The organism is Streptomyces sp. DH-12 (genome assembly GCF_002899455.1).
Lineage (GTDB): Bacteria > Actinomycetota > Actinomycetes > Streptomycetales > Streptomycetaceae > Streptomyces.
On the sequence record NZ_PPFB01000001.1, the window covers coordinates 6,437,359 to 6,462,633 of the forward strand.

General features: G+C 73.4%; 23 protein-coding genes and 2 pseudogenes. 10 read left to right on the forward strand and 15 right to left on the reverse strand.

All coding sequences use genetic code 11. The features are described 5' to 3' along the window. The first annotated feature begins 66 nt into the window (after nucleotides 1–66). Nucleotides 67–522: an RpiB/LacA/LacB family sugar-phosphate isomerase gene (locus C1708_RS28075; protein ID WP_106415305.1), complete on the forward strand. Its 456-nt coding sequence runs from the start codon at nucleotides 67–69 to the stop codon at nucleotides 520–522. Between the two features lie 293 nt (nucleotides 523–815). Here C1708_RS28075 and C1708_RS28085 read toward each other — a convergent pair. From C1708_RS28085 to C1708_RS28100, 4 genes and pseudogenes are all read right to left on the reverse strand, one after another. Then, nucleotides 816–3,266, reverse strand: a pseudogene (locus C1708_RS28085) (SpoIIE family protein phosphatase); the annotation flags it as partial. A gap of 175 nt (nucleotides 3,267–3,441) precedes the next feature. Then, nucleotides 3,442–4,668 (reverse strand): ornithine--oxo-acid transaminase, encoded by a 1,227-nt coding sequence (gene rocD / locus C1708_RS28090; RefSeq protein WP_106415308.1) that lies wholly within the window; start codon nucleotides 4,666–4,668, stop codon nucleotides 3,442–3,444. Next, nucleotides 4,665–5,477, reverse strand: a complete 813-nt coding sequence (gene ddaH / locus C1708_RS28095) for a dimethylargininase (RefSeq protein ID WP_106415309.1) — start codon at nucleotides 5,475–5,477, stop codon at nucleotides 4,665–4,667. The genes rocD and ddaH overlap by 4 nt, the downstream gene beginning before the upstream one ends. Before the next feature lie 123 nt (nucleotides 5,478–5,600). Beyond that, nucleotides 5,601–6,104 (reverse strand): Lrp/AsnC family transcriptional regulator, encoded by a 504-nt coding sequence (locus tag C1708_RS28100; protein WP_106415310.1) that lies wholly within the window; start codon nucleotides 6,102–6,104, stop codon nucleotides 5,601–5,603. Nucleotides 6,105–6,235: 131 nt separating this feature from the next. Between C1708_RS28100 and C1708_RS28105 the strand changes: the two genes are divergently transcribed. The 4 genes from C1708_RS28105 to C1708_RS28120 are packed head-to-tail and all read left to right on the forward strand — an operon-like array spanning nucleotide 6,236 to nucleotide 10,355. Beyond that, nucleotides 6,236–7,006 carry a LytR/AlgR family response regulator transcription factor gene (locus C1708_RS28105; protein WP_106415311.1) on the forward strand — a complete coding sequence of 257 codons (771 nt, stop codon included), beginning with the start codon at nucleotides 6,236–6,238 and terminating at the stop codon, nucleotides 7,004–7,006. A 17-nt stretch (nucleotides 7,007–7,023) separates the two neighbouring features. Then, the gene (locus C1708_RS28110; RefSeq protein ID WP_106415312.1) at nucleotides 7,024–7,419 is read left to right on the forward strand and encodes a hypothetical protein; all 396 of its coding nucleotides are present in this window, start codon (nucleotides 7,024–7,026) and stop codon (nucleotides 7,417–7,419) included. A 21-nt stretch (nucleotides 7,420–7,440) separates the two neighbouring features. Continuing rightward, nucleotides 7,441–9,153 carry a sodium/solute symporter gene (locus C1708_RS28115; protein WP_106415313.1) on the forward strand — a complete coding sequence of 571 codons (1,713 nt, stop codon included), beginning with the start codon at nucleotides 7,441–7,443 and terminating at the stop codon, nucleotides 9,151–9,153. Beyond that, a complete protein-coding gene (locus C1708_RS28120; RefSeq protein ID WP_106415314.1) occupies nucleotides 9,150–10,355 on the forward strand; it encodes a sensor histidine kinase in 1,206 nt (401 codons plus the stop codon). The genes C1708_RS28115 and C1708_RS28120 overlap by 4 nt, the downstream gene beginning before the upstream one ends. 21 nt (nucleotides 10,356–10,376) lie before the next feature. Here C1708_RS28120 and C1708_RS28125 read toward each other — a convergent pair whose 3' ends face one another. Continuing rightward, a complete protein-coding gene (locus C1708_RS28125; RefSeq protein WP_198602613.1) occupies nucleotides 10,377–10,553 on the reverse strand; it encodes a hypothetical protein in 177 nt (58 codons plus the stop codon). Between the two features lie 124 nt (nucleotides 10,554–10,677). On the opposite strand from C1708_RS28125, the gene C1708_RS28130 reads away from it, so the two are divergent. Beyond that, entirely contained in the window at nucleotides 10,678–11,769 is a 1,092-nt protein-coding gene (locus C1708_RS28130; RefSeq protein ID WP_106415316.1) for an IS630 family transposase, read from the forward strand. Here C1708_RS28130 and C1708_RS28135 read toward each other — a convergent pair. The 4 genes from C1708_RS28135 to C1708_RS28150 form a co-directional block, all read right to left on the reverse strand. Beyond that, entirely contained in the window at nucleotides 11,766–12,719 is a 954-nt protein-coding gene (locus C1708_RS28135; RefSeq protein ID WP_106415317.1) for a cytochrome c oxidase assembly protein, read from the reverse strand. The genes C1708_RS28130 and C1708_RS28135 overlap by 4 nt on opposite strands. Before the next feature lie 128 nt (nucleotides 12,720–12,847). Continuing rightward, nucleotides 12,848–13,873: a 6-phosphofructokinase gene (locus C1708_RS28140; protein ID WP_106415318.1), complete on the reverse strand. Its 1,026-nt coding sequence runs from the start codon at nucleotides 13,871–13,873 to the stop codon at nucleotides 12,848–12,850. Between the two features lie 200 nt (nucleotides 13,874–14,073). After that, the gene (locus tag C1708_RS28145; protein WP_106415319.1) at nucleotides 14,074–14,802 is read right to left on the reverse strand and encodes a type 1 glutamine amidotransferase; all 729 of its coding nucleotides are present in this window, start codon (nucleotides 14,800–14,802) and stop codon (nucleotides 14,074–14,076) included. Between the two features lie 24 nt (nucleotides 14,803–14,826). Continuing rightward, the gene (locus tag C1708_RS28150; RefSeq protein WP_106415320.1) at nucleotides 14,827–16,065 is read right to left on the reverse strand and encodes a MurT ligase domain-containing protein; all 1,239 of its coding nucleotides are present in this window, start codon (nucleotides 16,063–16,065) and stop codon (nucleotides 14,827–14,829) included. 147 nt (nucleotides 16,066–16,212) lie between these two features. Here C1708_RS28150 and def point away from each other — a divergent pair, with 147 nt between their 5' ends. Then, complete coding sequence (def, locus tag C1708_RS28155) at nucleotides 16,213–16,758, forward strand: peptide deformylase (protein WP_106415321.1); 546 nt, start codon at nucleotides 16,213–16,215, stop codon at nucleotides 16,756–16,758. 270 nt (nucleotides 16,759–17,028) lie between these two features. Here the strand turns inward: def and C1708_RS28160 are convergent, their stop codons facing one another. Further along, on the reverse strand, nucleotides 17,029–17,670 hold the full coding sequence (locus C1708_RS28160; protein ID WP_106415322.1) for a TetR/AcrR family transcriptional regulator: 642 nt from the start codon (nucleotides 17,668–17,670) through the stop codon (nucleotides 17,029–17,031). Nucleotides 17,671–17,841: 171 nt separating this feature from the next. On the opposite strand from C1708_RS28160, the gene C1708_RS28165 reads away from it, so the two are divergent. Together C1708_RS28165 and C1708_RS28170 are read left to right on the forward strand one after the other, a co-directional pair. Further along, nucleotides 17,842–19,068 (forward strand): acyl-CoA dehydrogenase family protein, encoded by a 1,227-nt coding sequence (locus C1708_RS28165; RefSeq protein ID WP_106415323.1) that lies wholly within the window; start codon nucleotides 17,842–17,844, stop codon nucleotides 19,066–19,068. A gap of 103 nt (nucleotides 19,069–19,171) precedes the next feature. Then, nucleotides 19,172–19,834, forward strand: a complete 663-nt coding sequence (locus C1708_RS28170) for a thiaminase II/PqqC family protein (RefSeq protein ID WP_241911339.1) — start codon at nucleotides 19,172–19,174, stop codon at nucleotides 19,832–19,834. 7 nt (nucleotides 19,835–19,841) lie between these two features. Here the strand turns inward: C1708_RS28170 and C1708_RS28175 are convergent, their stop codons facing one another. The 5 genes and pseudogenes from C1708_RS28175 to C1708_RS28195 all read right to left on the reverse strand — a co-directional run bounded on the left by C1708_RS28175 (nucleotide 19,842) and on the right by C1708_RS28195 (nucleotide 24,562). Beyond that, the gene (locus tag C1708_RS28175) at nucleotides 19,842–20,078 is read right to left on the reverse strand and encodes a DUF6213 family protein (RefSeq protein ID WP_106415325.1); all 237 of its coding nucleotides are present in this window, start codon (nucleotides 20,076–20,078) and stop codon (nucleotides 19,842–19,844) included. Nucleotides 20,079–20,103: 25 nt separating this feature from the next. After that, nucleotides 20,104–21,489 carry an NADP-dependent succinic semialdehyde dehydrogenase gene (locus tag C1708_RS28180; RefSeq protein ID WP_106415326.1) on the reverse strand — a complete coding sequence of 462 codons (1,386 nt, stop codon included), beginning with the start codon at nucleotides 21,487–21,489 and terminating at the stop codon, nucleotides 20,104–20,106. Between the two features lie 83 nt (nucleotides 21,490–21,572). After that, nucleotides 21,573–22,031 (reverse strand): annotated as a pseudogene (locus tag C1708_RS28185) (NUDIX hydrolase); the annotation flags it as partial. Continuing rightward, entirely contained in the window at nucleotides 22,028–23,566 is a 1,539-nt protein-coding gene (locus C1708_RS28190; protein WP_106415328.1) for an ATP-dependent DNA ligase, read from the reverse strand. The pseudogene C1708_RS28185 and the gene C1708_RS28190, both read right to left, overlap by 4 nt. A gap of 48 nt (nucleotides 23,567–23,614) precedes the next feature. Then, the gene (locus C1708_RS28195) at nucleotides 23,615–24,562 is read right to left on the reverse strand and encodes an NAD(P)/FAD-dependent oxidoreductase (protein WP_106416517.1); all 948 of its coding nucleotides are present in this window, start codon (nucleotides 24,560–24,562) and stop codon (nucleotides 23,615–23,617) included. Between the two features lie 78 nt (nucleotides 24,563–24,640). Between C1708_RS28195 and C1708_RS28200 the strand changes: the two genes are divergently transcribed. Continuing rightward, nucleotides 24,641–25,216 (forward strand): helix-turn-helix domain-containing protein, encoded by a 576-nt coding sequence (locus C1708_RS28200; protein WP_106415329.1) that lies wholly within the window; start codon nucleotides 24,641–24,643, stop codon nucleotides 25,214–25,216. Nucleotides 25,217–25,275 lie beyond the last annotated feature (59 nt).

Below are 25,275 nucleotides of genomic sequence, written 5' to 3' on the forward strand. Positions count from 1 at the left end.
CGCGGCGGAGCACCGGCCGCACGCCGCACGACCGTCACCCGCGCACCGCCCGGTACGCTCGGCGGTATGCGGATCTCCGTCTCCTCCGACATGGACGAACCCGTCGCCCGCGCCCTGGTCGGCGAACTCCGCGAGCGAGGCCACGAGGTGCGCGCCCACGGCGCCCTGAGCCCCGGGGCCGACCCGCGGTGGGCCGTCTGCTCCGAGGCCGCCGCCCGCGACGTCGCCGACGGGACGGCCGACCAGGCGGTGGTGTGCTGCTGGACCGGCACCGGCGCCTCGATCGCCGCCAACAAGGTGCCCGGCGTGCGGGCCGCCCTGTGCACCGACGCCTACACCGCCGACGGCGCCCGCCGCTGGAACGACGCCAACGTGCTGGCGCTCAGCCTGCGGCTCACCTCCGAGCCGCTGCTCAGGGAGATCCTCGACGCCTGGTTCGCCGGCCGCCCCAGCGACGACCCCGAGGACCGGGCCAACGTGGACCGCACCGCCCGCCTCGACCACGGACGCACCGGCACCTGACGGCGCGGGGCCCGTCACAGCCGTACGGCGGCCCGCGCCGTGCCGTCCGTGGCACGCCCGGCGGCAGCAGTTCCCTCAGCGCCGTGTCCGCCGGCGGCTTCGGGGCCGGCTCACGGCGACGGCACGGGGAGTCCGCCGGCCGCCGCGGCCCGCCCGCGGACGGTGCTGAACGCGCCGGGCCTCGTCGACGTCCGCGAGCACCAGGCCGGGGGCCGGCGGCGCCACCATGCCCGGCGGCGCCCGGTCCACCGCCTCGTGGCCGATCGACGCCCGTGCCACGGCCCGCCTCACTCCGGGGGCGTGGTCAGCGGCTGCTCCGCCCAGATGATCTTCCCGTCGGGCACGAACCGGGTCCCCCAGCGCTCGGCGAGCTGCGACACCAGCAGCAGTCCGCGGCCGCCCTCGTCCATCGCCCGGGGATGCCGCAGATGCGGGGCGCTCGCGCCGCCGTCGAGCACCTCGCACACCAGCGTCCGTTCCAGGATCAGCCGCAGCCGCACCCTCCCGGAGGCGTGCCGGACCGCGTTCGTCACCAGCTCGCTGACCAGCAGCTCCGTGGTGAACACCAGCTCATCGTCGAGACCCCAGCGGGACAACTGGTCCTGGGCGCTCCTGCGGGCGTCCGCCACCACCGCCGGGTCCGGCGGCAGCTCCCACGCCGCGACCTGCTCCGGCGCGAGCCGCCGGGTGCGCGCCATCAGCAGCGCCGCGTCGTCCTCCGGGCGGGACGGGACCAGCGCGTCGATCACGGCCTGGCAGCCGGGCCGCTGTTCGCGTGCCGTGCCCTCCAGGGCCCGCCGCAGCCGTTCCCGGCCGGCGTCCTCCCCGCCGTCGCCGTCGTGCGCCAGCAGCCCGTCCGTGTACAGCACCAGCGTGCTGCCCTCGTCCAGGGACAGCTCCACCGCCTCGAACGGCGGACCGCCCACTCCGAGCGACGGCCCCTGCGGCAGGTCCACGAAACCGACCGTGCCGTCCGGCGCCACCACCGCCGGCGCGGGATGGTCCGCGGCGGCCATCGTGCACCGCCCGTCCGCCGGGTCGTACACCACGTACACACAGCCGGAGCCGACCGAGTGGTCCGGCGCGTCCGCGCCCTCCCCGGCGCCGTCGTCCCGTGCCGAGCGGGAGGCCAGGTCGTCCAGGTGCGCCAGCACCTCCTCGGGCGGCAGGTCGATCGCGGCCAGCGTCCGCACCGCCGTGCGCAGGCGGCCCATGGCCGCGGCGGCGGCGATGCCGTGCCCCGGCACCTCGCCGGCCACCAGCGCGACCCGGGCGCCGGACAGCGGGATCAGGTCGTACCAGTCGCCGCCCAGGCCGGTCAGCTCGTCCGCGGGCCGGTAGCAGGCGGCCACCTCGACCGCGTCCAGCTCGGGCAGCCGGCGCGGCAGCAGGCTCCGCTGGAGGACCAGCGCGGCGTCCCGCTCGCGGGTGTGACGGCGGGCGTTCTCCACGCAGACGGCGGCGCGCGAGACCAGGTCCTCGGCCAGGTGCAGGTCGTCCGCGTCGAAGGGGCTCTGCCGGCGGCGGAAGAACGTGGTGAGCCCCAGGGTGGTCCCGCGGGCCCGGATCGGGACGATCATCGCGCTCCGCAGGCCCAGCTCCAGGAACGTGGACTCCCGGCCGCCCGGCGCGCCCACGGCCCACTCGACGCCCAGCGGGTCGAGCTGCTCCTGCCGCCAGGACCGCCCCGTGGTCAGGCACCGCACGGGAGGGGAGTCCGTCAGGTAGGCGACGACCGCGCCGCTGTCCACGGCCGTCCGCGGCAGGTCCTCGTACAGGGACCGGTGGCCCGCGCGGCGCAGCGGGACCCGCTCGGACCCGGCGGACGGCTCCGGGACCGGCTCGGCGCCCCCCGGCACCGTCTCCAGCAGGTCCACGGTGACGAAGTCGGCCAGCCCGGGCACGGCGACGTCCGCCAGTTCCTGCGCGGTGGTCATGACGTCGAGGGTGCGGCCGATGTGCTTCCCGGCCCGGTCGAGCAGGGCGAGGCGCTGCCGGGTGCGGTGCCGCTCGGTGACGTCCACGACGGTGTAGTACACGCCCATCGGGTCGCCCCGGTCGTCCTCGAGGCGGGTGAACGACAGCATGTACGCCGTCTCGCGCAGCGGCGCCGACCGCGCCCGGCCGACGTGCTCGTAGCCGACCACCTGCTCGCCGGTCTCCAGCACGTGCCGCATCCGCTCCTCGACGGCGTCGCCGCCCAGGCCCGGCTGGACGTCCGTGAACCGCAGGCCCGGACGGCGGTGGGCCGGCCCGCCGCCGAACTGCTCCAGGGCCGCGTTGGACCACACGTAGCGCAGGTCGGTGTCCACGACGGCGATGCCGATGGGGTTGCCGTCGACGAGCTGCTCCAGCACGCGGCGGCTCAGGCCCCAGCCCCGGTCGGCGTCCCCCAGCTCCGACAGCAGCACCAGCAGCGCCGCGCGTCCCCGCGGCGCCGTGGTCGGGGCGACCCGCACCGCCACCGGCACCGGGCGCCCGTCCCGGTGGCGGGCGGTCATCGGTCCCGCCCAGTCGCTCCCGGCGCGGCAGCGGCCGAGCAGGTCCGTCAGCCGCTCGGCGTCGCCGGTCTCCAGCAGGTCGGCGAACTTCCGGCCCACCGTCTCCGCCGCGCCGTGGCCCAGCAGCCGTTCCGCGTGCACGGTCCAGCCCGCCACCAGGCCGTGCGGGTCCAGCAGCAGGGGCGCGGCGTCGGCCACGTCGAACCCCTGCCGGGCTCCTTCCTGCTCCTCGTGTCCGCCCACGGACGGCCTCTCTGTCGCGGAGAGTGGTCTGTCACTCGTGTCCCCACCTGCTCCCATCTTCACCCCGGGGACCGGCCGAGGGCCTCCCGGAGGTGGACCGCCGGTCCGCCGCGCCCGGTCCCGGACACGCCGCCGCCCCCGCCGGAGAGGTCCGGCGGGGGCGGCGCGGAAGGGGTCAGACCTGGCGGCTGAGCACCTTCTCCAGCGTGCGCAGCGCCTCCCGCAGTTCGTCCGCGGTGACGGTCAGCGGCGGGGCCAGCCGGACGGTCGAGCCGTGCGTGTCCTTGACCAGGATGCCCTCGCGCATCAGGCGCTCGCTGACCTCCCGGCCGGTGCCGAGGGCCGGGTCGACGTCCACGCCCGCCCACAGACCGCGGCTGCGGAACCCGGTGACGCCCTTGCCGACCAGCGCCTCCAGCCCCTCCCGCAGCACCACGCCCAGCTCGGCCGCGCGGCGCTGGAACTCACCCGTCTCCAGCAGCTCCACCACGGCCGTGCCCACGGCGGCCGCCAGCGGGTTCCCGCCGAAGGTCGACCCGTGTTCACCCGGATGGAGCACCTGGAGCACCTCACGCCGGGCCACCACCGCCGACACCGGGACGATGCCGCCGCCCAGCGCCTTGCCGAGCAGCACCACGTCCGGGACGACCGACTCGTGCTCCACGGCGAGGGTGCGGCCGGTGCGGCCCAGACCGGACTGGATCTCGTCGGCGACGAACAGGCACCCGGCACGCCGGGTCAGCTCCCGCACCCCGGTCAGATAACCGTCGTCCGGGATCACCACGCCCGCCTCGCCCTGGACCGGCTCGATCAGCACCGCCGCCGTCGTCTCGTCGACGGCCTCCTCCAGCGCCGCGAGGTCGTTGTACGGCACCACCCGGAACCCCGGGGTGAAGGGCCCGAACCCGGACCGCGCCACCTCGTCCGTGGAGAAGCTCACGATCGTCGTCGTCCGGCCGTGGAAGTTGTCCGCCGCCACCACGATCGTGGCCCGGTCGGCCGGGACGCCCTTCACGTCGTAGGCCCACTTGCGGGCCACCTTGATGCCGCTCTCCACCGCCTCGGCACCGGTGTTCATCGGCAGCACCATGTCCAGGCCGGTCAGCGCGGCCAGCCGCTCCGCGAACCCCGCGAGCCGGTCGTTGTGGAAGGCGCGCGAGGTCAGCGTGAGCCGGTCCAGCTGGCGGTGCGCCGCCTCGATCAGCGCCGGGTGCCGGTGGCCGAAGTTCAGCGCCGAGTAGCCGGCCAGCATGTCCAGGTACCTGCGGCCCTCGACGTCCTCCACCCAGGAGCCCTCCGCGCGGGCGACGACCACGGGCAGCGGATGGTAGTTGTGCGCGAGGACCGGCTCCTCCGCCGCGATCAGCTCGGCGGACGAACGCGTACGGGCGACAGAGGTCATGAGCGGATCTCCTGAGTGCAGCACTTGATGCCCCCGCCCGCCTTGTGGAACTCGGACAGGTCGACGGGGACGGGGACGTAACCGCGGTCGGCGAGCCGGTCGGCGAGCGAGGCCGCCCCCGGCGAGATGAACACGTGGCGGCCGTCCGAGACGGAGTTCAGGCCGAACGCCATGGCGTCCTCCCGGGTGGCGGTCACCGCGTCCGGGTACAGCCGCTCCAGCACCTCACGGCTGCCCGGCGAGAACGCCTCCGGGCAGTACGCGACGTTCTCCTCGTCCAGCACGAACAGCGCCGTGTCCAGGTGGTAGAAGTACGGGTCCACCAGGGTCAGGCCGATCACCGGCACCCCGAAGAACTCCTGCGCCTCCCGGTGCGCCTCGGGGGTGGTGCGGAAACCGGTCCCGGCGAGGATCCAGCGCCCGGCGGGCACCAGGTCGCCCTCGCCCTCGCACACCGACCCCGGATGCTGGACGTCGAACCCGTGCGCCTTGAACCAGGCCTCGTACGGCGCCGACTCCGGACGCCGCTCCGGCGCGTGGAACCGGGAGCCGAGCACACGGCCGTCCACGACGACCGCCGCGTTCGCGGCGAACACCATGTCGGGCAGGCCGGGCAGCGGTTCCACGGTCTCCACGGTATGGCCGTGGCGGCGATAGGCGTCGACCAGCGACAGCCACTGCCGCCGGGCGAGTGAGACGTCGACGGGACGGTCGGGACGCATCCAGGGATTGATCGCGTACCGCACGGCGAAGAATTTGGGTTCGCAGACGAGATAACGCCGTGGGCGCGCCACACGTGATTCGGGCACGAAGGGGTTCCTCCGCTTCACACGGTGTCAACAGGGGGTGACTCCACGGTAGGAACCGAGCCGCACGGCCGACAAGCGACGCATCCTGCGCGTGCGCGCACGATCGCTGCGTCTTTCCCGTCCTCAGCGCACGTCCGGTGCGTCGTCCGGGGCGGGCTGCGTCACTCCCGCCTCAGGACTGTCGGGCAGCAGGTGCGACAGCACCATCACGCTGATCGTCTTCCGGATGAACGGCTCCTGGCGGATGCGCTCCAGCACCTCCTCGAAGTGCTCCACGTCCCGCGCCCGCACGTGCAGCAGCGCGTCCGCGCCCCCGGTCACCGTCATCGCCGCCGCGATCTCCGGATGGTTGCGCACCACCTCCGCCAGCCGCCGCGGCGGCGCCGCCCCCTCGCAGTACACCTCCACGTACGCCTCGGTGCGCCAGCCCAGCGCGGACGGCCGCACGGTGGCGGTGAACCCGGTGATCACCCCGGTCTCCCGCAGCCGGTCCACCCGGCGCTTGACCGCCGTCGCCGACAGCCCGACGCACGCGCCGATCTCCGCGAAGGACGTCCTGGCGTTCGCCATCAGAGCGGTGACGATCTTCCGGTCGAGCTCGTCGAACGGCGCGGGCCTGCTGTCCATGCGGGCACTGTATCCACGACGGCCCCGGGCCACCCCGGGTCCGCCGCGGAGGGGTCCGGGCGCCGAACCGGGCGAAACGCCCTTGTCCGGCACGTGGTCCGGACCCGGAGATCCCCCTACACTCCACCTTCATGCTGCGCGCCCTCGCCGTCGACGACGAACGCCCCTCGCTGGAGGAACTGCTGTACCTGCTGAACGCCGACCCGCGCATCGGGAGCGCGGAAGGCGCCGGCGACGCCACCGAGGCCCTGCGCCGCATCAACCGGGCACTGGAGTCGGGACCCGACGGGCCCGACGCCATCGACGTCGTCTTCCTCGACATCCAGATGCCCGGCCTCGACGGACTCGACCTGGCCCGGCTGCTCACCGGCTTCGCCCGGCCGCCGCTCGTCGTGTTCGTCACCGCCCACGAGGACTTCGCCGTCCAGGCCTTCGACCTCAAGGCCGTCGACTACGTGCTGAAACCCGTCCGCAAGGAACGCCTGGCCGAAGCCGTGCGGCGGGCCGCCGCCCAGCGCGGCACCACCCCCCGCGACGCCGCCCCGCGCATCCCCGTGCACGAGCCCGACCCCGACCACATGGCCGTCGAACTGGGCGGCGTCACCCGCTTCGTCGCCGTCGACGACATCACCCACGTCGAGGCGCAGGGCGACTACGCCCGCCTGCACACCGACCGCGGCAGCCACCTCGTGCGCATCCCGCTGTCCACCCTGGAGGAGCGCTGGCGCTCCCGCGGCTTCGTCCGCATCCACCGCCGCCACCTGGTCGCCCTGCGCCACATAGGGGAACTACGGCTGGGCGCGGGCACGGTGAGCGTCCTGATCGGCTCCGAGGAACTCCAGGTCAGCAGGCGCCACGCCCGCGAACTGCGGGACCTGCTGATGCGCCGGACCACCGGCTGACCGGGGGAGAGGCCCGCATGCCCCAGGAACCCGCCGAGCGCCGGGTGGTCGTCACCGGCCCGCCCCGCCGCGCCCTCCCCCACGCCCGGCCCCGCTCGCGCGGGTGGCACCCCCACTCCACGGGCCGCTACCGCCCGCGCACCGAGATCGACGAGCAGACCACCCTCGGCCACACCTACGTCCGCTCCCTGATGCGCATCCAGCTGCGCACCGGGCTCACCGTGTTCGCCGTGCTCGCGCTGCTCATCGGCCCGCTGCCGCTGGTCTTCGCCGCCGCCCCGGACGCCCGCCGCCTCGAGTGGGCGGTCCTCGGCTTCGGGCTCTACCCCCCGCTGGTCCTGCTCGCCCGCTGGTACGTCCGCCGCGCCGAACGCAACGAACGCGACTTCGTCCGGCTCGTCGAGGACCGCTGAGACCCCGGGAACCGCACCACCGTGAACACCGCCTACGCCGTCACCGCCGTCGCGCTCGTCGCCGTCGCGACCGTCCTCGTCGGCGCCTTCGGTCTGCGCATATCCCGCACCACCTCCGACTTCTACGTCGCCTCCCGCACCGTCGGCCCCCGCCTCAACGCGGCCGCCATCAGCGGCGAGTACCTCTCCGCCGCCTCCTTCCTGGGCATCGCCGGACTCGTCCTCGTCCAGGGTCCGGACATGCTCTGGTACCCGGTCGGCTACACCGCCGGCCACCTGGTGCTCCTGCTGTTCGTCGCCGCCCCGCTGCGCCGCTCCGGCGCCTACACGCTGCCCGACTTCGCCGAGGCCCGGCTCTCCTCGCACGCGGTACGGCGGCTCGCCGGCGCCCTCGTCGTCGGCGTCGGCTGGCTCTACCTGCTGCCCCAGCTCCAGGGCGCCGGACTCACCCTCACCGTGCTCACCGGCGCGCCCGACTGGCTCGGCGGGGTGATCGTCGCCGTCGTCGTCACGGTCATCGTGGCCGCCGGCGGCATGCGCAGCATCACCTTCGTCCAGGCCTTCCAGTACTGGCTGAAGCTGACCGCCCTGCTGGTGCCCGCGCTCTTCCTGGTGCTCGCCTGGCAGAGCGACGGCGCGCCCAGCCACGCCTTCGACGAGCCCGCCGGGTTTCGCGAACAGCGCGTGGTGCGCGTCGACGACACCGTCGACCTGCGCCTCACCGCCCCGCTCACCGTCACCGTGGACGGCACCGTCGACGGCCGGGAGCACACCGGGGACGAGGTCCGCCTGCCCGCCGGCACCCACCGCGTCGACGGCGGCACCCGCCTCACCTTCGCCGAAGGCGCCGAGGTGCCCGCCACCGGACACGGCGCCGACGACGCCCTGTCGCCCTCCCGCGCCGAGAGCCGCGCGGAACGCCCGCTGTACGCCACGTACGGGCTGATCTTCGCGACCTTCTTCGGCACCATGGGCCTGCCGCACGTGGTGGTCCGCTTCTACACCAGCCCGCACGGGGTCGCCGCCCGCCGCACCACCGTCGCCGTCCTCGGCCTGATCGGCGCCTTCTACCTGCTGCCGCCCGTCTACGGCGCCCTCGGCCGGCTCTACGCCCCCGAGCTCACCCTCACCGGGGACGCGGACGCCGCCGTCCTGCTGCTGCCCGGCCGGATGATCGGCGGCACCGGCGGCGATCTGCTGGGCGCGCTGGTCGCCGGGGGAGCGTTCGCCGCGTTCCTGTCCACCGCCTCCGGGCTCACCATGGCCGTGGCCGGCGTGCTCACCCAGGACGTGCTGCCCTCCCGCGGCGTGCGCCACTTCCGGCTCGGCACCGTGCTCGCCATGGCTGTCCCGATGGCCGCGAGCGTTCTGGTCGGCGGGCTGCCGGTGGCCGACGCCGTGGGTCTCGCCTTCGCCGTGTCCGCCTCGTCGTTCTGCCCGCTGCTCGTCCTCGGCATCTGGTGGCGGCGGCTGACCCCGCCGGGCGCGGCCGCCGGGATGCTGATCGGCGGGGGCTCCGCGTTCCTCGCCGTCGCCGCCACCATGACGGGCTACCCGGGCGCCGGGCCCTGGCACGCGCTGCTCGCCTGGCCCGCCCTCTGGTCGGTGCCGCTCGGCTTCCTCACCATGGTGCTGGTCTCCCTGGCCACGCCGGGCCGGGTGCCGCCCGGCACGGCCGCGGTCCTGGCCCGCTTCCACCTGCCGGAAGAGCTGCGTACGGAGGTGTCCGCATGAGCGGTTTCCTCGCCGGTCTGCTGGTCGCCGTGCTGCCCCTGCTGGCCGCCGGCTTCTGGCTGGGCCGGCGCACGGCACGGCCCGCCAGCCTCGCCGGGCTCGGCACACCCGTCGAGCACGCCACCTTCGAGACCCTGCACACCGCCTCGCTGGCCACGCCCCCGCTGCGCGCGGGCCTCACCGAGGAGACCGCCCGCAAGTCGGCCCGCAAGCTGCGCTCCCTGCTCGGCACCGACGCCCTGTGCCTCACCGACCGCGAGCAGGTCCTCGTCTGGGACGGCGTCGGCGCCCACCACCGCACCGAGATCATGGAGCGCCTCACCGGCCCCCTGGACACCGGCCGCGGCGAGGCCTTCCCGCTGACCTGCGACACCCCCGACTGCGCCGTCCGCTGGGCGGTGGTCGCCCCGCTCACCGTCGACGACCGGGTGCACGGCGCGCTCGTCGCCTGCGCGCCCCGCGAGTCGGCGGTGCTGGTCAGGGCCGCCGGGGAGGTCGCCCGCTGGGTCTCCGTCCAGCTGGAGCTGGCCGACCTGGACCAGTCCCGCACCCGGCTGATCGAGGCGGAGATCCGGGCCCTGCGCGCACAGATCTCCCCGCACTTCATCTTCAACTCGCTCGCGGTGATCGCGTCCTTCGTGCGCACCGACCCCGAGCGCGCCCGCGAGCTGCTGCTGGAGTTCGCCGACTTCACCCGCTACTCGTTCCGCCGGCACGGCGACTTCACCACCCTGGCCGACGAACTGCACGCCATCGACCACTACCTGGCGCTGGTGCGGGCGCGCTTCGGCGACCGGCTCTCGGTCACCCTGCAGATCGCGCCCGAGGTGCTGCCGGTCGCGCTGCCCTTCCTGTGCCTCCAGCCGCTGGTGGAGAACGCCGTGAAGCACGGTCTGGAGGGCAAGGCCGACACGTGCCGCATCCAGATCACCGCGCAGGACGCGGGCGCCGAGGCGCTGGTGGTCATCGAGGACGACGGGGCGGGCATGGACCCCGAGCTGCTGCGCCGCATTCTCGCCCGGGAGGTCAGCCCGACGGGCGGCATCGGCCTGTCCAACGTCGACGACCGGCTCCGCCAGGTCTACGGCGACGACCACGGGCTGGTCATCGAGACGGCCGCGGGCGCGGGCATGAAGATCACCGTCCGGCTGCCGAAGTACCAGCCGGGCGTCCATCTGGCGGGGCGGCTCACCCCGCGGTGAGCCGCCCCCCCGTGCGTGCGGTCAGCTGCTCCGGGTGGCGACCATCCCGAGGGTGATCAGGCCCAGGACGACCCAGCCGAACCACAGCCAGCCGTTGCTGCCGAGCGCCACCGTGTACGCCGTGACGGCGACCAGGCCGCCGACGGTGAGCACTCCCATGGTCTTCGTCGAGGTGGAACCGTTCGTGGTGACGGGCATCGCGACACCCTCCTCTTGGTCCGGTCCCTCCATGGTGCCCCGGTTTCCGGAAAGGAGGCCGGTGCGGGACGGGCCCCCGGGGAATCCCTAGTGACCTGAGTCGGAGACTCGTCGTTGGTTTGGCATGAGTCGTCCGGGTCCGAAGATTCCGCCGTTGTCGGTGACCGATGCCCAGCGGGCCGTGCTGGAGGGCTGGGTGCGCCGCCGCTCGACCGCTCAGGCACTGGCCCAGCGTTCAAGGATCGTGCTGGAGTGCGCCGACGGACACTCGATCATGGAGGTGTCGCGCCGGCTGGGTGCCTCTCCGGACACGGTCCGCACCTGGCGGCGACGCTTCCTCGAGCGAGGGCTGGACGGCCTGTGTGACGAGCCGCGGCCCGGTGCTCCGCGGAAGATCACCGACGCGGACGTCGAGCGGGTCATCGTCAAGACGCTGGAGGAGAAGCCGAAGAACGCCACCCACTGGTCGACCAGGTCGATGGCGGCGGCCACGGGCATGTCCCAGTCCGCGATCTCGCGGATCTGGCGGGCGTTCGCCCTGGCCCCGCACCGGTCACAGACGTTCAAGCTGTCCACCGACCCGCTGTTCATCGACAAAGTCCGTGACGTCGTCGGGTTGTATCTGGATCCGCCGGAGAAGGCCCTGGTCCTGTGTGTGGACGAGAAGTCGCAGATCCAGGCCCTCGACCGCTCTCAGCCGGTGCTGCCGATGATGCCCGGGGTTCCTGAGCGCCGCAGCCACGACTACGTCCGGGCCGGCACCACCACCCTGTTCGCGGCCCTGGAGGTCGCCACCGGCAAAGTGATCGGCTCCCTGCACCGCAGGCACCGGGCCGTGGAGTTCAAGAAGTTCCTGGCCAAGCTGGACAAGGAGGTGCCCGCCGACCTCGAGGTCCATCTCATCCTGGACAACTACGTCACCCACAAGACACCCGCCGTCAAGAAGTGGCTGCTGGCTCACCCGCGGTTCCATCTGCACTTCACTCCGACGAGTTCGTCCTGGCTGAACCTGGTGGAGCGGTGGTTCGCCGAGCTCACGCAGAAGAAGCTCAAGCGCGGTGTCCACCGCTCCGTCCAGGCCCTCGAACGCGATATTCGTTCCTGGCTGGCCGACTGGAACGACAATCCACGACCGTTCGTCTGGACGAAGACTGCCGACGAAATCCTCGACAAAGTCGCGGCCTACTGCCGACGAATCTCCGACTCAGGTCACTAGCTGCCGCGCGCGTTCAGGGAGGCCAGGTAGGCGTTGTACGCCTCCAGCTCCTTGTCGCCGTCCCGGTCGGCGGCGCGGTCCTTGCGCCGGGCCTGCCGCTGGTCCGAGGCGTACCACTGGAACAGCAGCGCGATCAGCACCAGGACGGAGGGGACCTCGCTGAACGCCCAGGCGATGCCGCCGGCCGCGTTCTGGTCGGACAGGGCGTCGATGCCCAGCGACGCGGGCGGGTCCTGGAAGGTGGTGACCATGGGGGTGGAGGCCATCATCAGCGCGATGCCGAAGAACGCGTGGAACGGCATGCCCGCGAACAGCTCCAGCATCCGCATCAGGTGCCCCGGCCGGTGCGGCCCCGGGTCCACGCCCATGATCGGCCAGAAGAACACCAGGCCGACGGCGAGGAAGTGCACCATCATCGCCACGTGCCCGACCGCCGACCCCATCAGGAAGTCGAACAGCGGGGTGAAGTACAGGGCGTAGAGGCTCGCGATGAACATCGGGATGGTGAACAGCGGGTGCGTGACGACCCGCATGTAGCGGCTGTGCAGCAGCATCAGCAGCAGCTCGCGCGGCCCCTTGGCGCCGCGCACGGACGCCGGGGGCAGCGCCCGCAGCGCCAGGGTGACCGGGGCGCCGAGCAGGATCAGGATCGGCGACACCATGCTGATCACCATGTGCTGCACCATGTGCACGCTGAACATCACCATGCCGTAGTCGTTCAGCGCGGTGCACATCACCAGCCCGATGCTCAGCACACCGGCGGCGAACGCCACGGTCCGCCCCACGGGCCACTCGTCACCGCGCCGGACCAGCCGGACCACGCCCCAGCCGTACAGCGCGAGCCCCAGCAGGCAGGCGACGAGGAAGAAGGGGTCCGCCGACCAGGCGAGCCCTCGCCCCAGCGTGAACGGCGGCAGATCCATGGTCATGCCGTGCCCGCTGTGATCCATCCGCCGGCTCCATTTTCGTCCAGGTTGTACGCAATCGGTCCGCACCAGACTAGAACCGCCCCCGGCGACGTCCGTCACCGGGGGCGGTCTGTGCGGCCCGTCTCACGCGCCGGGCGGCGGCAACGGGGTCAGAGCACGCACTCCGCCTCGGCGTACCGGTCCTCCGGCACCGTCTTCAGCGTCTCGACGGCCTCGGCCAGCGACACCGTCACGATGTCGGTGCCGCGCAGCGCCGTCATCCGCCCGAAGTCGCCGCGGTGCACGGCCTCCACCGCGTGCCAGCCGAACCGGGTGGCCAGCACCCTGTCGTACGCGGTGGGCGTGCCGCCGCGCTGGACGTGGCCGAGGATCACCGGCCGGGCCTCCTTGCCGAGGCGCGACTCCAGCTCCAGGGAGAGCTGCCGGGCGATCCCGGCGAACCGCTCGTGGCCGTAGACGTCCTTGTCGCCCTCGTCGAAGTCCATGGTCCCGGGCTTCGGCTTGGCGCCCTCCGCCGCGACGACGATGGCGAACCGCTTCCCGGCCGAGAACCGCTCGCCGACCTTGGCGGTCAGCTCGTCGATGTCGAAGGGCCGCTCGGGGACCACGACGGCGTGCGCGCCGGCCGCCATGCCGGAGTGCAGCGCGATCCAGCCGGTGTGCCGGCCCATGACCTCCACGATCAGCACGCGCTGGTGCGACTCGGCGGTGGTCTTCAGCCGGTCCAGGGCCTCGGTGGCCACTCCGACGGCCGTGTCGAACCCGAAGGTGACGTCGGTGACGGCGATGTCGTTGTCGATGGTCTTCGGCACGCCGACTATCGGCAGACCGTTGTCGGACAGCAGCCGGGCCGCCTTGAGGGTGCCCTCACCGCCGATGGGGATGATCGCGTCGAGACCGAGTTCCCCGACGTGGCCCCGGGCCCGCTCCACACCGTCCCGCAGATGCTCGGGGCGCACCCGGGAGGAGCCGAGGATGGTGCCGCCGCGGGCGAGGATGCCGCCCACCGCGTCGAGGTCGAGCTTGAGGTAGTCGCACTCCAGGAGGCCCTTCCACCCGTCGCGGAAGCCGATGACCTCGTCGCCGTGGTCGACGACGGCGCGGTGCACGACGGACCGGATGACGGCGTTCAGGCCGGGGCAGTCGCCGCCGGACGTGAGGACACCAATGCGCATAGCCCGAAACAACCTTCTCGAAGGGGGCCGGGACCGGACCGCGTCGTCCGGCTCGATCCCCGCCACCCTAGCCGCTCCGGGGGGCGGTGCCGCATCCCGCGTCCGCCTGCTGGACGACCCCGCTCACCTGTGCGGAGGAGGCGTCAGACGGGCCGTTCCGGGCCCCTCCGACGCCTCCTCCGGGGTGTTCGTCCAGCGTCTCACGCGGGCTGCTGGGCGGCCGCGATGCGCTCGTCGCGCAGGGCCTCGTACCAGCGGTCGTCGGTCGGCGGCAGGGCGTTGACGTCCAGCGCCAGCTTCAGCAGCAGGTCCGCGATCTGCGGGTTGCGGGCCAGCACCGGACCGTGCATGTACGTGCCGAAGACGGTCTCGTTGTACGCGCCCTCGGTGCCGTCCCCGGTGCCGTTGCCGTTGCCGAAACGGACCTGGGCCAACGGGCGTGCCGTAGGGCCCAGGTGGGTGACGCCCTGGTGGTTCTCGAACCCGGTCAGCGGGGGCAGGCCCAGCGCCGGGTTGATGTCCGCGAGGACGTCGCCCACGCAGCGGGCGCCCTCGCCGCGCACCGACACCACGTCGAGCAGGCCGAGGCCCGGCTGGCGCTGGCCGAGGTCGTTGATGAACTCGTGGCCGAGGATCTGGTAGCCGGCGCAGACCGAGAAGACGATCGCGCCGTTCCCCACGGCCCGGTGCAGCCCGCCGTCGCGGCGCAGCCGCTCGGCGGCCAGCCGCTGCGGGCGGTCCTCGCCGCCGCCGATCAGGTAGATGTCGCCGGAGGTCGGGATCGGCTGGTCGCTGCGCACGTCGAGCCGTGCCACGTCCAGGCCGCGCTGCCGCGCCCGGCGCTCGACGACGAGGACGTTGCCCTGGTCGCCGTAGGTGCTGAGCAGGTCCGGGTAGATCCAGACGACCCGCAGCTGGTTGTCGCTCACTTCAAGTCCCCTGAGGTGTCGTGGTCAGTTGCCGACGCGGCGGCGCAGGTCCTGGAACGCGGTGTAGTTGGCGATGACCTCGATCCGGCCGGGCGGAGACATCTGGACCGCCTGGTCGAGGTTCTCGCACACCTGGAACTGCTGGTTGGCGACCTCGAGGCGCACCGCCAGGTCCAGCTTCCGCTCGCCGACGACGCAGATCGGGTGGCCGGTCAGCCGGGTGTAGTCGACGTCCCACAGCCAGGAGGTGTCGGTGCCGTCGGCGGAGCGCGCGTTCACCGACAGGATCACCGGGGTCGGCGGCGGGTCGATCAGCGAGAACGTCTCCAGCCAGCCCGCGGGGTTCTTCGCGAGCAGCAGCCGCAGGTCACGGCCCTGGAACTGGACGACGTCGTAGCGGCCGGCCACGGCCTGCACCTGGTACATGCGCTCCAGGGCGACCTGCGGCGGCACTCCGAAGACGGCGGCGACGGCCGCGGAGGACGCGGCGTTGGCCTTGTTGGCCCGGCCCGGCAGCTGGAGGTGGATCGGCCAGGCGGAGCCGTGCGGGTCGAGCACGTGGTCGCCGGAGAGCGCCCAGGTCGGGGTGGGGCGGCGGAAGCCGCACTCGCCGCAGAACCAGTCGTCGCCGGGGCGCTGCATCACACCGCCGCAGGACGGGCAGGACCAGGCGTCGTCCTTCCACATCTGGCCGGCGGCCACCCAGATCACGTTGGGGGAGGACGACGCGGCCCACACCACCAGCGGGTCGTCGGCGTTGGCGACGATCACGGACTTCGAACCCGCCAGGCCCTCGCGCCAGTTCTCGGCGAGCATCCGGGTCTCCGCGGCGCGGTCGAGCTGGTCGCGGGAGAGGTTGAGCAGCGCGATGCACTTCGGCTCGGTGGCCTGGGCGACGCCGACGAGGTACTTCTCGTCGACCTCGATGACGCCGTAGCGGGCGTCCGCGCCGTCCGCGAGGGCCGAGGTGATGCCGGCCGGCATGTTGGCGCCGAGCGCGTTGGAGACGACCGGGCCGGCCGCCTTGAGCGCCTCGGCGATGAGCCGGGTGGTGGTGGTCTTGCCGTTGGTCGCCGAGACGAGGGTCACGTCCAGGTGCTGGGCGAGCCGCGCGAGGAGGTCGGGGTCGAGTTTCAGCGCCACCCGGCCCCCGATCACCGAACCGCTGCCGCGCCCTGCGGCACGGGATGCCGCCGCGACCGCCTTGCCCGCGGTCACGGCCAGCTTGGCCCGCGGCGTGAGCGGGTCCGAGTTGCCTGCCATCAGTTCTCGATCCTCCTTGCGTACGCGCCGCGTCTGTGCCTGACGGCCACGTGGTGTGGGCTCAGCCTATCGAGATCCCTTCACCCACCAGTACCGCGGCTCCATCGTGAGACGGGGCGGGGATGCAAGGACCGTACCCTTACGGCCATGCGACACGGCTCCCTGCCCGGCGTCCACGGACGCGTACGGCCCCTCACCCTGCTCGGCGACCCGGTGCTGCACACGCCCTGCGAGGAGGTCACCGGCTTCGGTCCGGAACTGGCGGAGCTGGTGGAGGACTTGTTCGCGACGATGTACGCGGCGCAGGGCGTGGGGCTGGCCGCGAACCAGATCGGGGTGCCGCTGCGGGTGTTCGTCTTCGACTGCCCGGACGACGAGGACGTACGGCACCTCGGGCACGTGGTGAACCCGCGGCCGGTGGTGACGGACGGGGTGGTGGTGCGCGGGCCCGAGGGCTGCCTGTCGCTGCCCGGCCTGGAGGCGGGGACGGAGCGGTACGACCACGCGGTGGTCGAGGGCGTCACGGTGACCGGGGAGCCGGTCACCGTGCACGGCACGGGTTTCTTCGCCCGCTGCCTCCAGCACGAGAGCGACCATTTGGCGGGCACGGTCTACGCCGACCGGCTCACCGGCCGCCGTCACCGCAAGCTGATGCGCCAGGTCTCCCGCGCCTCCTGGCACCGCCCCGCCTGAGCCGGGCGCCGACGTCCCGCCGCCCGCACCCGGGCGTCGCGCCGCGGACCGGCGCGCTCCCGCTGCCGGCCCGCCCCCGCCCTCCCGGGCGGCCGCCACAGGGACGGCTGCGCGCCTCGCCCGGCCCTGCGCCCGCGCGTGCGGAGGCCGATGTCCGGTGCGGCCGGCGACCGCGTCTCGCTCCTGCCCGCGTCGGCCCGGCCGCCGCCCCACGCGGCAGCCGTCCGCGCCGTCCCCTGCGCCGAGCGCCCTCGTCCCCCCGGCCCGGGGTCAGAAGCCCGGGCCGCCCACCTTGTCGCCGGCCGCCGCCAGGCGGCCCCACAGCAGGTCGGCCAGGCTGTGGACCAACTCGGCGCGGTCGCAGGGGCGCTCGCCCAGCCACCAGTCGCCGGCGGCGTGCATCATGCCGACGATGCCGTGGCCCCACACCCGGGCGAGCCGGTGGCTGCCGGGTCCGAGGTCGAGGCGCTCCTCGATCACCTGGGCCAGCTCCTCGCCCATCCGGCGCAGCAGCGGCGCCGAGTGCTTGCCCACGTCGAAGCCCTGGTCGCCGGGCGAGCCCTCCGCCGGGTGCATCAGGAAGCGGTACACCTGGGGGCGCGCCTCGATCGCCGCCAGGTAGGTGTCCAGCGTGGCCTCGACCCGCTCCCGGCGCTCCGCGGGCGCGTCCAGCGCGGCCCGCAGGGAGTCCAGCAGGGCGTCGGTGTGGCGTTTGGCGAGGGCGGCGTAGAGTCCTCCCTTGTCGCCGAAGTGCCGGTAGAGGATGGGCTTGGTGATGCCGGCCTCGGCGGCGATGGCGTTCATCGAGGCTCCCGGACCGTCACGCAGCACCACTCGGTCGGCGGCCTCCAGCAGCTCGCGCCGGCGTCGGTCGGCGGACCGCTGCTGCTCGGTCCGCTGTGTGGTGTCCATGAGCTCTCCCCGCCCGTGCCGAATCGGTGACGCCTGCGCAAACTAACACTGATCACGGCCCGGCCATCGGACGGGATGCCGGCCCGCCCGGAGAGTTGACTTTTCCTACTTGCCGGTAACAGACTGGGGTTACCGCAAGTAACATGCACGGGCGTCGCCGCTGGAGGAGTCATGGCCGAGTTCACCATGGAGCTCAACGACGAACAGAAGGAGGTGCGGGACTGGCTGCACGGCTTCGCCGCCGACGTCATCCGCCCCGCCGCCGCCGAATGGGACGAGCGTGAGGAGACTCCCTGGCCGGTCATCCAGGAGGCGGCCAAGGTCGGCATCTACTCCCTGGACTTCTACGCCCAGCAGTACTTCGACGCAACCGGTCTCGGCATCCCCATGGCCATGGAGGAGCTGTTCTGGGGCGACGCGGGCATCGCCCTGTCGATCGTCGGCACCGGCCTCGCCGCCGTCGGCGTCCTCGCCAACGGCACCGAGGAGCAGATCGGCACCTGGATCCCCCAGATGTACGGCGACGTGAACGACGTGAAGGTCGCGGCCTTCTGCTCCTCCGAGCCCGACGCCGGCTCCGACGTGGCGTCGATGCGCACCCGCGCGGTCTACGACGAGGCCAAGGACGAGTGGGTGATCAACGGCACCAAGACGTGGGCGACCAACGGCGGCATCGCCAACGTCCACGTCGTGGTCGCGGTCGTCGACCCCGAGCTCGGCTCCAAGGGCCACGCCTCCTTCATCGTCCCGCCGAACACCCCCGGCCTGTCCCAGGGCCAGAAGTTCCAGAAGCACGGCATCCGCGCCTCGCACACCGCCGAGGTCATCCTCGACGACGTGCGCGTCCCCGGCTCCTGCCTGCTCGGCGGCAAGGAGAAGCTGGACGAGCGCCTCGCCCGCGCCCGGGAGAGGGCCAGGAAGGGCGGCGAGCGCGTGAAGAACGCCGCCATGGCCACCTTCGAGGCGTCCCGCCCGGCCGTCGGCGCCATGGCCGTGGGCACCGCCCGCGCCGCCTACGAGGTCGCGCTGGACTACGCCAAGACGCGCGAGCAGTTCGGCCGCCCGATCATCGACAACCAGGGCGTCGCCTTCCAGCTCGCCGACATGCGCACCCAGATCGACGCCGCCCGCCTGCTGGTGTGGCGCGCCTCCTGGATGGCGATCAACGGCAAGCCGTTCACCGCGGCCGAGGGCTCGATGTCGAAGCTGTTCGCCAGCGAGACCGCCAAGAAGGTCACCGCCCAGGCGATCCAGATCCTCGGCGGCAACGGCTACACCCGCGAGTACCCGGTCGAGCGGATGCACAGGGACGCCGCGATCTACACCATCTTCGAGGGGACGAGCGAGATCCAGCGCCTGGTGATCGCCCGCACCCTCTCGGGCATGTCCATCCGCTAGGACGGCCCCCACGGAACGACCCGGCGGTGCGGGCGGCACCGCCGGGTTGCCATCGTCCGGCCGCCGGGCCACCCTCGGGATGACCGACGCCTCGGAGGACGCGATGACACGCACGGCCCGGGACCTGCTGAGGACGATCACCGCGGAACTCGCCCCTGACCCGCGCTCCAACCCCCTCGTGCCGCTGATCGCGGCGGGTGAGGCGGACCGCGAGGTGCTGGCGGTGCTCGCGCTGGAACAGATGCAGGTGATCCCCGCGGACCGCCGCGCCTTCCTCCAACTGGCCGTGCGGTCCACGGCCGAACCGGAGGCCGACGCCTTCTTCACCGCTCTCGCCGAGGGCGAGGCCGTCGCCCGGCAGCGGCTGCCCGCCTTCGCCGCGGCCTGCGGCGTCGACGAGGACCGCGCCGCCGCGTACACCCCGCTGCCGGGCTGCCAGGCCTACCCGGCCTACGTCGCCTGGCTGGCCCTCAACGCCGCCCCCGCCGACGCCGTCCTGGCCGTCACCGCCAACTTCTCGGCCTGGGGCGGCTACTGCGCCGCGATCGCCGGGGCCCTGCGCACCCACTACGGCTTCGACGACGAGGCCTGCGCCTTCTTCGACTTCTTCGCCGAACCGGCCGAGGAGCTGGACCGCACGGCGGAGCGCGCCGTCCAGGCGGCCCTGGACACCGGCCGCCTGGACGAGCGTCGTGCCCGGGCCTACGGGCACCTGCTGCAGAGTTACGAAGCGCTGTTCTGGCGCACCCTCGAACGGCCGGCCTAGCGTCCCGTCACGGCGTGGTGCCGCTGCTGTGGGCGATGCACGCGACGTCGATGCGGTCGGCGAGCTTCGCGAGTTCGATCGTCAGCGCGGCGACCGTGTCCTCGTCGAGCCCGCTCTCGCCGGCCTCGACGAGCCGGACCCACCGGCCGCCCACCGTGCGCAGCAGCTTGCTGACGTCGGCGGCCGCCACCTGAAGGGTGCCGCGGTCGTCGACGATCAGAGGCAGTGTCACTTCGCGGTTCACAGTCGGGATCGTATCCGTGCGCGCGTCACGCGCCGTGCCAAACCGTGGTGATGTTGCAGAACTCGCGGATTCCGTGCCCGGACAGCTCACGCCCGTAGCCCGACCGCTTCACGCCGCCGAAGGGGAACGCGGGGTGGGAGGCCGTCATGCCGTTGACGTACACGCCGCCCGCCTCCAGGTCCCGGACGAACCGGTCGATCTCCGCCTCGTCACGCGTCCAGACGTTGGAACTCAGCCCGAACGGCGAGTCGTTGGCGATGAGCACCGCCTCGTCCAGATCGGCCGCGCGGTAGAGCGTGGCCACCGGGCCGAAGGTCTCCTCCCGGTGGATGCGCATCTCCCGGCCGATCCCGGCCAGCACGGTCGGCGGGTAGAACCAGCCCGGCCCGTCGAGGCGTTCGCCACCGCACAGCACCGTGGCGCCGGCCCGTACCGCGTCGTCGACCAGTTCCTCCAGGTCCGTGCGGCCCTGTTCGCTGGAGAGCGGGCCGACGTCGGTGTCCTCCTCCATCGGGTCGCCCACCTTCAGCGCCTTCATGCCCGCCACGAACCGCTCGGCGAAGGCGTCGTAGACGTCCGTGTGCACGATGAACCGCTTGGCGGCGATGCAGGACTGCCCGGCGTTCTGCACCCGGGCGGTCACCGCGACCTCGGCGGCCCGGTCCAGGTCGGCGGAGGGCATGACCACGAAGGGGTCGCTGCCGCCCAGCTCCAGCACCGTCTTCTTGATCATCTCGCCGGCGGTGGAGGCGACGGCCCGGCCCGCGGGCTCGCTCCCGGTGAGGGTCGCCGCCTTGATCCGCTCGTCGCGCAGCAGGTCGTCGACGGCGGCGGAGCCGATCAGCAGGGTCTGGAACGTGCCCTCGGTGAAGCCCGCGCGGTGGAACAGGTCCTCCAGGTACAGGGCGGTCCCCGGCACGTTCGACGCGTGCTTGAGCAGGCCGACGTTGCCCGCCATCAGGGCGGGGGCGGCGAACCGCACCACCTGCCACAGCGGGAAGTTCCACGGCATCACCGCGAGCACCGGGCCCAGCGGCCGGTAGCGCACCAGGACCCGGGAGGCGCCGGAGTCCTTCACGTCGGACGCGTCGGGCTCCTCGTCGGCCAGCAGCTCGGCCGCGTGGTCGGCGTACCAGTGCATCGCCTTGGCGCACTTCGCGGCCTCCGCGCGGGCCTGCGCGATCGGCTTGCCCATCTCCGTGGTGATCACCTTGCCGACGGCGTCCCGGTCCTCGTCGAGGATCTCGGCGGCCCGGTGCAGCAGGCGGGAGCGCTCCTCGAAGGTCGTCGTCCGGTACGTGCGGAAGGTGGCCTCCGCGAGCTGGAGCCGGCGTTCCAGTTCGTCCTCGTCCATGGGGTGGTACGTCTTGACGGTCTCGCCGTTCGCCGGATTCACCGTGGCGATGTGCATCACTGGCCTCCATGGGACGGGCTGCGCTCTGACGACCTTCCCGCGCGCCGACGGGCGGCGCAACGCGGGGAGGCCTCTCGGAGCGAGTGCTCCGCCAGGCGGTCCAGAAACGCGCTCTGTGCCGGGACGATCACCTCGCGGGCCCGGTCGAGGGGGAACCAGGCGACCCGGTCCAGCTCCGGGAACTCCCGCGTCCGCCCCGACCCGGGCGGCCACTCCATGGTGAACGTGCCGGGGACGGCCGACGCCGGGTCCAGGTCGGCCTCCACCGCCCACGCGGTGACCACCTTGCCGCCCGACTGGCGGACCTCCCCGAGCGGCACCGCCTCCCCGTCCGGCGGCGGCAGCCCCAGCTCCTCCGCGAACTCGCGGCGCGCCGCCTCCCAGGCGGGCTCGGCGGGGCCGTACTCGCCCTTCGGCACGGTCCACGCCCCGGCGTCCCGGCGCGCGAAGAACGGGCCGCCCATGTGGCCGAGCAGCACCTCGACGCCCTCCCCGGCGTGCCGGAACAGCAGCAGGCCCGCACTCCGGGCCTTCGTCACGGCCGCACCCCCGGGTGCGCGGCGAGCACGGTCTCGACGGTGTCCGCCTCCTCCGGGCGCTTGTCCTCGCGGTAGCGGATCACCCGGGCGAAGCGCAGGGTGACACCGGCCGGGTAGCGGCTGGAGCGCTGCAGGCCGTCGTAGGCGATCTCCACGACGAGTTCGGGGCGCACGGTCACCGTCCCGCCGCTCTCGTCGACCGCGATCTCCCGCAGCCGCTCGGTCTGCCACTGGAGCATCGCGTCGGTCATGCCCTTGAAGGTCTTGCCGAGCATCGCGAAGCCGCCGTCGGCGGTGCGGGCGCCCAGGTGCAGGTTGGACAGCTTCCCGGTGCGCCGGCCGTGGCCCCACTCGGCGGCCAGCACCACCAGGTCCAGCGTGTGCACCGGCTTGACCTTCAGCCAGGACGCCCCGCGCCGCCCCGCGCTGTAGGGGGCCTCCAGCCCCTTGACCACGACACCCTCGTGGCCGCGCTCCAGGGTCCGCGCGAGGAACCGCTCCGCCGCCTCCAGACCGTCGGGGCCGTCCACCACGGTGCGCCGCACCCGCATCGGCTCCGGCACCAGCCGGGCCAGTTCCGCGTGCCGCTCGGCGAACGGCAGGTCCAGCAGGTCCCGGCCGCCGACCGACAGCGCGTCGAAGAACACGGGGGAGACCGGCGTCTCCCGGGCGGCCGTCGCCACGTCCACCCGGGAGCCGACCCGCCCGGCGGTCTCCTGGAAGGACCGCGGGCGCCCGGTGGCGTCGAAGGAGATCACCTCGCCGTCCAGGATGAACCGCTCCACCGCCAGCTCCCGCGCCGCCGCGGTCACCTCGGGCAGCCGGTCCGTGATGTCGTCGAGGGTGCGGGTGTGCACCCGCACGGTGTCGCCGTCGCGGTGCACCTGGACGCGGATGCCGTCGAGCTTCTCCTCGACCGCGCAGGCGCCCAGTTTCCCGACCGCCTCGGCGACCGAGGAGGCGCTGTGCGCCAGCATCGGCTGCACCGGGCGCCCGACGGCCAGCCGGAACCGCTCCAGCGCCTCCGGCCCGTCCGTCAGCAGCGCCCCCGCGACCGGCTGGAGGGAGCCCGCGAGCATCACCGCCCGCCGTACGTCCGCCGGGTCCGCGCCCGTCGCCCGGGCCAGCCCCTCCGCCGCCAGCGCGTCCAGCGCGCCCTGGCGGACCTCGCCGGTCAGCAGCCCCGTCAGGAACCGCTGCTCGGCCTCGGTGGACGCGCCCAGCAGCTCACCGGCCAGCCGGGCGCGTTCCGCCTGGGAGCCCGGTCCCGACACCTCGGCGAGCCGGGTGAGCAGCGCGTCCACCTCGCGCACCGTCAGGGACGGCTCGGCGGCGGGCGGGACCGGACGGCTCAGCACCTTCCAGCCGACCCCGATCCGCCCCTGCGGCAGCCGCCCCGCCAGATACGGGATGACGACCGGGACGTCGTCCGGTCCGGCCTCCCGGAACAGTTCGGCGAGCAGCGCGGTCTTCCGCGACCGCGCCGAGGTGGCGGCCACCTCCTGGGACACCTGGGCCAGCCGGGACAGCAACATGCAGTCATGGTGCTCCGAAGGCGTGCCCTCCACACCCCGGCGGAGCGGTCATCCGGTGAGCGCCGCGTCCAGGTCCGCCATCCGCAGGTCGCCGACGATCGCGGAGGCCGCCCGGTAGCCGCCGCTCGCCGCGTGCACCACCTGCTCGGCGAAGCCGATCGCGTTGCCCGCCGCCCACACGCCCGGCACGCTGGTCAGCCCGTTCGGGTCGATCACCGGGTACGTCCCGAACGGCGTCTCGTGCATCTCCGCGCCCAGCCGCTCCAGCAGCCCCGTCTGCGGGAGCGGGCGCGGTGCGACGAACAGCACCGACCGGGAGTGCACGGTGCCGTCGGCCATCCGTACGCCGGTGAGCCGGTCGTCCTCGATCTCCAGACCGGCGACCTCGCCCGGCACCACGCCCACCCCGGCCGCGGCCAGCCGGCGCAGGTCCAGGTCGGACAGCTCCTCCTCGGCGACCCGGTGCAGGAAGAAGCTGACGTCCTTCGACCACCGGGACACCATCAGCGCCTGGTGCACGCCCGCCGGGCTCGACGCGAGCACCCCGAAGGGCTCGTCGCGCACCTCCCAGCCGTGGCAGAACGGGCAGTGCAGCACGTCCCGCCCGAACCGCTCGGCGACCCCGGAGACGTCCGGCAGCTCGTCCTTCAGCCCGGTCGCCACGACCAGCCGCCGGGCGCGCACCCTCCCGCCCCCGTCCAGCGTTACCGTGAAGTCCTCGCCGGGGGCGACGTCCACGACGCGGTCGCGGACGAGTTCCACCCCGTAGGCCGCGATCTCCTCCCGGCCGAGCGCCAGGAACTGTGCCGGCGCCATCCCGTCCCGGCTCAGATAGCCCTGCATGTGCGCCGAGGGCGCGTTGCGCGGTTCGCCCGCGTCGACCACCAGCGTGCGGTGCCGGGCCCGTCCCAGCACCAGCGCGGCCGACAGCCCCGCCGCGCCTCCGCCCACCACGACCACGTCGTAGCGGCTGTCCCTGCGATCCGTCTCGGTCATCGTGACCACCTCCACGGCCGACGGTCGCTCGGGACCCCGCGGGTTGACAAACAAGTTTGCCGAAACTGCAATGTCCGCATGGCGACGGACGACGTTCTCGCGGAAGTGGGCCCCCGGCTGCGCCGGATCCGGAAGGAGCGGGAGGTGACGCTCGCGGCGCTGGCGGAGGCGACCGGCATCTCCGTGAGCACCCTGTCCCGGCTGGAGTCGGGGCAGCGCAGACCCGGCCTGGACCTGCTGCTGCCCATCGCGCAGGCCCACCAGGTGCCGCTGGACGAGCTGGTCGGCGCGCCCCCGGTGGGCGATCCGCGGGTGCGCGCCCGGCCGATCGAGCGCGGCGGGCGCACCCACTGGCCGCTCACCCGGCAGCCCGGCGGGCTCCAGGCGTACAAGGTGCTCGAACCGAAGCGGAGGCTGGAGCCCGACCCGCGCACCCACGAGGGCTACGAGTGGCTGTACGTGCTCTCCGGGAAGCTGCGGCTGGTGCTGGGCGACCACGACGTGGTGCTGACGGCGGGGGAGGCGGCCGAGTTCGACACGCGGGTGCCGCACTGGTTCGGGTCGACGGGGGAGGGGCCGGTGGAGTTCCTCAGCCTCTTCGGGCCGCAGGGGGAGCGGATGCACGTGCGGGCGCGGCCGAAGGGCAAGGGGTGAGCCGGCCGGCGGGCGCGGGACGGTTCCCTTGAGGCAAGCGACCGCTTAGTATGCGGGGA